We start from the raw sequence: 7,152 nt of genomic DNA, 5'->3' as shown, positions 1-7,152 counted from the left end.
ATCGCCTTGCCGCCTGCCTTGTTGATCTCGTCGGCAACCGCGTTTGCGCCGTCCTGGTTCAGGTCGGCGATCGCGACCGCGGCGCCCGCCTTCGCGAGCTCCAGTGCGATTTCCTTGCCGATGCCGCTTGCGGCGCCCGTGACGACTGCGGTCTTGCCATTCAGGTTGCTCATTTCGAATTTCCCGTGGTGAAAGGTTTTACAGGGAGAAAGGACTGCGGACGTGTTACTGAGCCAGGTAATCGTAGACGACTTCGCCGAGGCCGAGTGTCAAATCCGCGACGAGGTGGCGCGCTTCGACGATCTCGAGCACCGGCAGGTCGGCCACCGGCGCAAGTGCGTGCGGCGCCAGTTCGAGCGAGGCAGGGCCCGTCCACGCGCCCTTCATCTTGATGTCCTGCATGTAGTAGCGCACCAGTTCGCATACGCGTGCGGTGCCGTCGACGTGCGGGATGATCTTGAGCAGGAAGTTCGGGCCGGCGAGGCGCTTCGTCTGCTCGTCGATGTCGAGTTCCTTGTGCTTGTAGCCCATCGTGCCGGTCGCGACGCGCACCTTGCCGTAGTCGAGCGTGCCCAGGATGTGATCGGTGTTCACGTGCAGCGTGGGCGACGCGAGTTTCTTCGGGAAACCCCACAGTTCGCGGCCGCCGGCGATCGGCGGGTGATCGTCGAGATACATCGCGAGCGTATAGCCGCCGGCCTGGCCGTTGTACTCGACGGGGATGACCTGGCCGCTTTCCGTGTAGTCGCCGAAGCCGGTCGAATCCGCCATGCGGATGAATTCGTAATGGACGAGCGGCTCGGTGACCTGCAGCGGCTCGGGCACGATTTCACGCAGACGGTCCGGATCGGTGCGATACGTGATGATCAGAAACTCACGATCGACGAAACGGTACGGGCCCATCGGAAAGGCGGGGCTGGTCAACGGCATCGCAAACGCTTTCGATCGGACATCGCTGGGTTTCATGCGGACTCCTTGTTGTTGATCGCTTCGTGGATGAGTGCTCGTAAGCCCGTAATCCTATGCCTGTGCGTTGCCGTTGTGCGATGCCGCATCTGGAATTAATTGTTGCCGATTTCGAATTATTTGCAACGCAAATATTGAGGCGAACGGTGCGAACGGCATGGAGCGCATGGGGCGGTCCGATATTCTCAGGCGTCGATGACGCCACGATGTGAAAAAGGTGAGCCTTTACGGGATGGTTGGTGAGCTTTTACAGGAGACGGTCGCGCGGGAATGTGACAATTGCGTGAACTTGTGTTGCAGTGCAGGCTCTAAGTGCGTTCGCGCGCGACGCACGCGCCCGGTTCTTATCCCCGGCCGTCCGACGCATTAAGCATTGCTTAAGCGAGTGAGCACTAGCATCGTTCCAACCGACCGGCACGCCCGGTCCAATCGTTACGCCCCCACGCAACCGCATTCATGCAGAACCTCAATCTCACCCTGTTTTCCGCCGTCAATGCCGGCGCCGTGTCGCACCCCGGTGCTGCTCGCGTCGCGATCTTCGCCGCCGACTGGCTCGTCTATGCGCTGCCCGCGATGCTGCTGCTGACCTGGATCTTCGGCGAGCGCCCGACGCGCCGCCAGGCGATCGAAGCCGGCGTCGGCACGTGCGTGGCGCTGGCGCTCGCGCAGGTGATCGGGCATTTCTGGTTTTCGCCGCGGCCGTTCATGGTCGGCGTCGGCACGCAACTGATTCCGCATGCGCCGGACAGCTCGTTTCCGAGCGATCACATGACGTTCGCGTGGAGTCTTGCGGTCGGCATGATGCTCGCCGGCAGCACGCGGCTGACCGGGTTCGTGATGGCCGCGATGGCCGTCGTGATTGCATGGGGGCGTGTGTATGCGGGCGTGCACTGGCCGTTCGACATGGCCGGTGGCGTGCTGGTCGGGACGGCCGGCGCGCTGGCCGCGCATCTGTACGGACAACGCATCGTCGAGCTGCTCGAACGGATCGGCGACGTCGTGCACGCGGTGATGATGGGGCGCGAGCGCGCGCCCTGAGCGGGAGAACCAGGGGCCGGACGCCGTCAACCGGGCGTCTTGGCCGCTTCAGCCGAAGCGGACGGGCCGCCGCCCGCTTCGTGCAGTTCGGGCGTCTCGCCCGGGTGCTGTGCGGCGTCACGTTCGAGTGCGCTTTCCTTCAGGATCGCGCACATCGCAACGAACAGCGCGAGCACGACGGCCGCCAGGCCGCAATAGCCGGCGATCTTCAGGTTGCGAAGGAAAGGCGAAGCGTGGCTTTCTTTTGTCATGACCGGGCGCTCCTGGGCGGGCTGCGGCGGCTGTCGCCCGACAGCGGCGTCGCAGACATAGATATATACCAGCCGCCCCGCCGATGCCAAGCCCGCCGCAGCGCGGGCACCCGTTCGCGTCAGTCTTCCAGCGTTTCGTGCACGGCCGCCGCGCCGCGCTTCCAGTATGCCGCCGCGCGGATGCGCGACTTGTCGACGCCGCGCTCGCCGGTCAGGTGCTGCCGCACCGCGCGCATCGACTGCGCTTCCCCTGCCGCCCACACGTAACCGTCGCCGGAGGACGGCAGCGGCAGCTCGCGCACCGCATTCAGCAGCACGTCGCCGTCTGCCGCGTCGGCTTCGGCGCGAAAGCGCCAGATTTCATGCACGTCGGCGCGCGTGTCGAACGCGATTTGCGCGGTACGATCCGCGACTTCCAGCACGACCGCCGCGCGCGCACCGGCCGGCAATTGCTCGAGACGCCGCGCGACCGCGGGCAGCGCCGTATCGTCGCCGATCAGCAGGTGCCAGTCGAAATCGATCGGGACCACGAACGAACCGCGCGGACCGCCGATGCCGAGCCACTGGCCGACGCGTGCCTGCGCCGCCCATTGCGATGCGGGGCCCGGATGGTTCAGCACGAATTCCAGATCGAGTTCGCAGGCGGCGCGGTCGAAGCGGCGCGGCGTGAAATCGCGCGCGACCGGCTTCGGTTGGCCTTCGGGAAATTCGGGGCCATTCGCGCCGAGCGTCGGCATCGTGGGCCGGTCGGCGCCGGGCGGCGGGAAAAACACCTTCACGTGATCGTCGAACGACGACGATTCGAAATCCGCGAGGTCGGGGCAGCCCAGGGTGACGCGCAGCAGGTGCGGCGTCACTGCGTGCACGCGCACGACCTGCAGCAGGCGGAACTTGAGCGTATGGCGCACGCGGGTGACGGCGCGTCCGGATGGGTTCTGCATCAATCCGTTCTCCTTGGGTTTTGACGGGCGGCGCGGATCACGCGCCGGTGCCTCCTTCGATTTCGGCCGTCGCGCGGCGCATGATTGCGGCGATGCGCCGTTGTTCGTCGGCGTCGGCGGCGCTCTTGTGGAGCAGCGCCCGCTTCAGCGCGAGGCGGGCCTCGACGAACTCGGGCAGCCAGCCGGGCTGCGCTTCGTCCCGCGCTTCGCCGCCTGCCGATTCGCCGGCGAACGCGCGGCGCATGAATTCCATCTTGCGCGCGAGGTGCGTGAGACGTGCGAACAAGGTGTCGACGCGTTCGCGCTGCGCATCGAGGTGCGCGCGGCCGGCGTCGGTCAGCGCATAGCGCTTGCGGTTGCCTTCCGCCTGCGAGGCGACGAAGCCGACTTCCTCGAGATACGTGAGCGCCGGATACACCATGCCGGGGCTCGGGCTATAGAAACCGTTCGAGCGCGTGTCGAGCGCCTTGATCAGTTCGTAACCGTGGCTCGGTTGCTCGGCGACCAGCGCGAGCAGCAGCAACTGGAGATCGTCGGAGCTGAACTGGCGGCCGCGCGGCATGCCGTCGTCACCGAAATCGCCAAAGCCGCCGCGTCCGCCACGGCCACCGAACGGGCCGCCGCCGAATGGATCGTGGCCGCGCCGATGCCGGCCGATTGCTTGCCAGATGCTGGCGTACCAGCCAGGGCCGGCATGCGCACCATGACCGTCGCATCGGGCATGGCCGCGGGAGGAGTTGTGTCGCATGATTGTGTCCTGTATGTCGTAAAACATATCGAAAGATATATATCGAAAGATAGGGTGTCAAGGGACAAATATTGGGGATGGAGAGGCCGCGGCGGTCGAGAATCTATGCTGCGACAAGGCACCCGGATCGACGTGGCGGACCGGACGTGCTTGTTCGTGATTTCGGCGCCGGCGTAGGATGCGCAGTTTTTCGGTAAGTGATATTTCGGGAAACGAAGAGACCGTGACACGCTCATCGCGTCGGCCATCATGGCGCGGCGGGATTTAGTATCTTTCGTCGAATAATGTGAAAAATTGCCAATCGATGCACGACATTGTTATTTTCTTGTGACACTTTGATAAACTCGCGCGAAGCCGCTAGCCCTATATAGAACAGCACCATTCGGCGGCCCATAACGAATCAAACTGAGAGACCGCCGTGAACATCCGAGAGTCGTTTCGCAATTTCGTATCGGGAATCGATGCGAATCGGCGGCCCGTCGTGCTGAATTGGGGTAAAGCGCAGCACGCGCTGGAGTCGAAAATCGCGTTGCAGCACGCGAGCATCCACGAAAGCATGATGACTGGCATCAACGGTTATCTGACCTGCATTTCGCAACAAGGCGACCTGTCTCCGAAGCTTTTCATCGGCGCACCGGTTTCGGTTGGTGTCGTTACGGATCGCGGCCAGCTGCACGCGATCAATGCGATCGTCAGCGCCGTGCAGATCGGGCGAACCGACGGGGAGCTGACGGTTTACCAGTTCACCGTGTCCGACGCGGTGAAGCTGCTGGACAAGCGCACCAACTCTCGCATCTTCCGTAACGTGAGTGTCGTCGATGTACTCGGCATCGTCCTGAACGAATGGCGAGAGCGCAGTGTGGCCCTCGCGCAGGCGTTCGAGTTCGATGTGTCGCAACTGGACAGATCTCGCTATCCAAGTCGATCCTTCGTACGGCAGGTCAACGAATCTGACGCGCGCTTTGTCTCCCGGATCGCGCGCCGCGATGGCATCACCATGTTTGTGCGCGCCGGGCGGGTCACCGGCGATACAAGGGATGGCGATCCGCCCGTGCATACGCTGGTGTTCTGCGATGACTCGCAGAAACTGAGCGAGTCCTCTGCGGGTACGGTGCGCGTTCATCCGCGTGACGCCGGTACGGAACAGCGAGACACCATCACCGCGCTGACCATGCGCCAGCAACTGATATCGGGAGAATCGGTTCGACCTTCGTGGGACTATCGCTACGCCCGCGTGGACCTGTCGAGCGCATCGACGAAGATCGACCAGGGTGAATCGGGCAACGATCTCGCGAAATTGCTGACGGACATCGTGATCGACGTCCCGCATATGGCGGATTCGTGGGCCGACCACGAGCGGATGACGGAAGACCGCATTCTGGCTCACGAAGCGCAAGCGGTTCGATACGACGGTATCAGCGGCATTCGCGACCTCACCGTCGGATCATGGATCACGATCGCCGGCGACGACGAATGGGGCATGCTCCCTTCCGACAAGCAACAATTCGTGATCACGTCGCTGCACCACGAACTCTGGAACAATCTGCCCAAGGGGTTGAACGAGCGTGCGAAGGCGCTGTTCGCGGCCAGCCATACGCTGCAACGGCCGCGAACGATGACCGATGGCGATTTGTCCGGGCAGGATACGCGCTACGAGAATGCATTCTCGTGCGTGCCGCGCGGCACGCCGCTCACGCCGCTGTACGATCCGAAGACCGATCTTCCGCCGACGCCATTGATTACCGGACGTGTGGTCGGTGCCGATGGAGAAGAAGTCAGTTGCGACGAGAATGGCTGCGTGTTCGTGCAGATTCTCGGTCAGGATTCCCGCGATCATGCGCATGCGCAGGGCGCAGGAACGAACAGCAATGAGAGCGACAGCGCACCGATCCGCGTGGCCTCCAGTCTGGCCGGGCCGAATTTCGGAGAGACTTTCTTGCCGCGGGTGGGCACCGAAGTTCTGCTCGGGAGTCTCGGCGGGGATCCGGACCGGCTGGTCATCATCGGCGTGCTGGCAAACGGCGCGAACATGCCGGCGAGCTTCACTCATACGGGCAATTTGCCGGGCAACCGCTTTCTCTCCGGTATCAAGACGAAGGAAATCAAGGGGCAGCGCTACAACCAGCTTCGTCTTGACGACACACCGCAGCAAATCAGCGCGCAGCTTGCATCGGAGCATGCGCATAGCCAGCTGAATCTAGGCTACCTGACGCAACCACGCGACAACGGACAGGGTGCAGACCGCGGCCAAGGCGCCGAATTGCGCACGGACGCGGCAGCTGCGCTGCGCGCGGCGCAAGGGATGCTGCTGACGACATACGCGCGTACACAGGCGAGCGGCGGACAGCTTGATCGTGATGAACTCGTTGAGTTGCTCGGAGAATGCGCGGAGTTGTTCAAGGCGTTGGGAGATTACGCGGGACAGCATGGCGGCACGGCAACCGATGCAACGGGACAGCAAGCTGTCGTGACCGCCTTCAAGGGATGGACGCCGGGCGGCCGCGCTGCAGGCGACGATCGTGCGCCGAACGCCGACGCAGGCGACTCTCAGGCGCTGATGGCATTCGGCGCAAAGGCGGGTGCGCTCAATATCACCCCGAAGACTTACGTGACGTACGCCGGCGAGAACATCGATCAGATCGCGCGGCAGAACCTGCAATTCGTGGGCGGTCAGCGCGTGATCACAACGGGTGGCCAGGGCATCCACCTGTTCGGGCGCGGAGAAGGCGTCCGTGCGATTGCCGGTGAAGGCCCCGTTGTCTTGCAGGCGCAGAAGGATACACTTGCGGCGACCGCGCAGAAGGGAATACAGATCATGTCGGTCGGCGACGAGGTGTTGATCTCGGGCAAGTCGATCCGGCTCGTCGCGGAAGACGGAAGCTACGTGAAAGTCGGTGGCGGCGTCGAGGTCGGTTCCGACGGTGCGTTCACCGCGCACACGGCGGGGCATGATTTCGTCGGTCCGAACACGGACCACGTTGCGCCGCCGGCGTTCAATCGCGGCGGAGCCGATCAGAAGTTCCGCTTGCGGTATCCCGGCACCGACGGCGATGACGGTACGCATCCCGTACCGAACCGTCCATACAAGATCACGCTGCGCAACGGCCAGGTTATCAACGGGGTCTCGGACGCACACGGGCTGACGGAACTGGCATCGAGTGACGCGATGCACATTGCACACATCCAGGTTTTCGACGTTTAAGGCAGG

7 protein-coding genes are annotated in these 7,152 nt (G+C 63.5%); 2 read left to right on the top strand and 5 right to left on the bottom strand.

All coding sequences use genetic code 11. The features are described from left to right. Both WS46_RS29490 and WS46_RS29485 read right to left on the bottom strand, forming a co-directional pair. Positions 1 to 173, bottom strand: a 173-nt coding sequence (locus tag WS46_RS29490; RefSeq protein ID WP_156441434.1) for an SDR family NAD(P)-dependent oxidoreductase, incomplete at its 3' end; no start/stop codon positions are given. Positions 174 to 225: 52 nt separating this feature from the next. Next, a complete protein-coding gene (locus WS46_RS29485) occupies positions 226 to 966 on the bottom strand; it encodes an acetoacetate decarboxylase (protein ID WP_006485181.1) in 741 nt (246 codons plus the stop codon). A gap of 456 nt (positions 967 to 1,422) precedes the next feature. On the opposite strand from WS46_RS29485, the gene WS46_RS29480 reads away from it, so the two are divergent. After that, positions 1,423 to 2,004 (top strand): undecaprenyl-diphosphatase, encoded by a 582-nt coding sequence (locus tag WS46_RS29480; RefSeq protein WP_059692712.1) that lies wholly within the window; start codon positions 1,423 to 1,425, stop codon positions 2,002 to 2,004. A gap of 26 nt (positions 2,005 to 2,030) precedes the next feature. On the opposite strand, the gene WS46_RS29475 is transcribed toward WS46_RS29480, so the two are convergent. The 3 genes from WS46_RS29475 to WS46_RS29465 form a co-directional block, all read right to left on the bottom strand. After that, a complete protein-coding gene (locus tag WS46_RS29475) occupies positions 2,031 to 2,255 on the bottom strand; it encodes a hypothetical protein (protein WP_059533537.1) in 225 nt (74 codons plus the stop codon). A 119-nt stretch (positions 2,256 to 2,374) separates the two neighbouring features. After that, a complete protein-coding gene (locus WS46_RS29470; protein WP_059692709.1) occupies positions 2,375 to 3,196 on the bottom strand; it encodes a siderophore-interacting protein in 822 nt (273 codons plus the stop codon). Between the two features lie 37 nt (positions 3,197 to 3,233). Then, the gene (locus tag WS46_RS29465) at positions 3,234 to 3,944 is read right to left on the bottom strand and encodes a PadR family transcriptional regulator (RefSeq protein WP_059692738.1); all 711 of its coding nucleotides are present in this window, start codon (positions 3,942 to 3,944) and stop codon (positions 3,234 to 3,236) included. Positions 3,945 to 4,362: 418 nt separating this feature from the next. On the opposite strand from WS46_RS29465, the gene WS46_RS29460 reads away from it, so the two are divergent. Beyond that, positions 4,363 to 7,146 (top strand): type VI secretion system Vgr family protein, encoded by a 2,784-nt coding sequence (locus WS46_RS29460; protein WP_059692706.1) that lies wholly within the window; start codon positions 4,363 to 4,365, stop codon positions 7,144 to 7,146. The last annotated feature ends 6 nt before the right edge of the window (positions 7,147 to 7,152 follow it).

The organism is Burkholderia sp. RF4-BP95 (genome assembly GCF_001521985.1).
Classification (GTDB): Bacteria; Pseudomonadota; Gammaproteobacteria; order Burkholderiales; family Burkholderiaceae; genus Burkholderia; species Burkholderia diffusa.
Note: the sequence above shows the minus strand (reverse complement) of the source record. Positions and strands in the feature narration are given on the sequence as shown.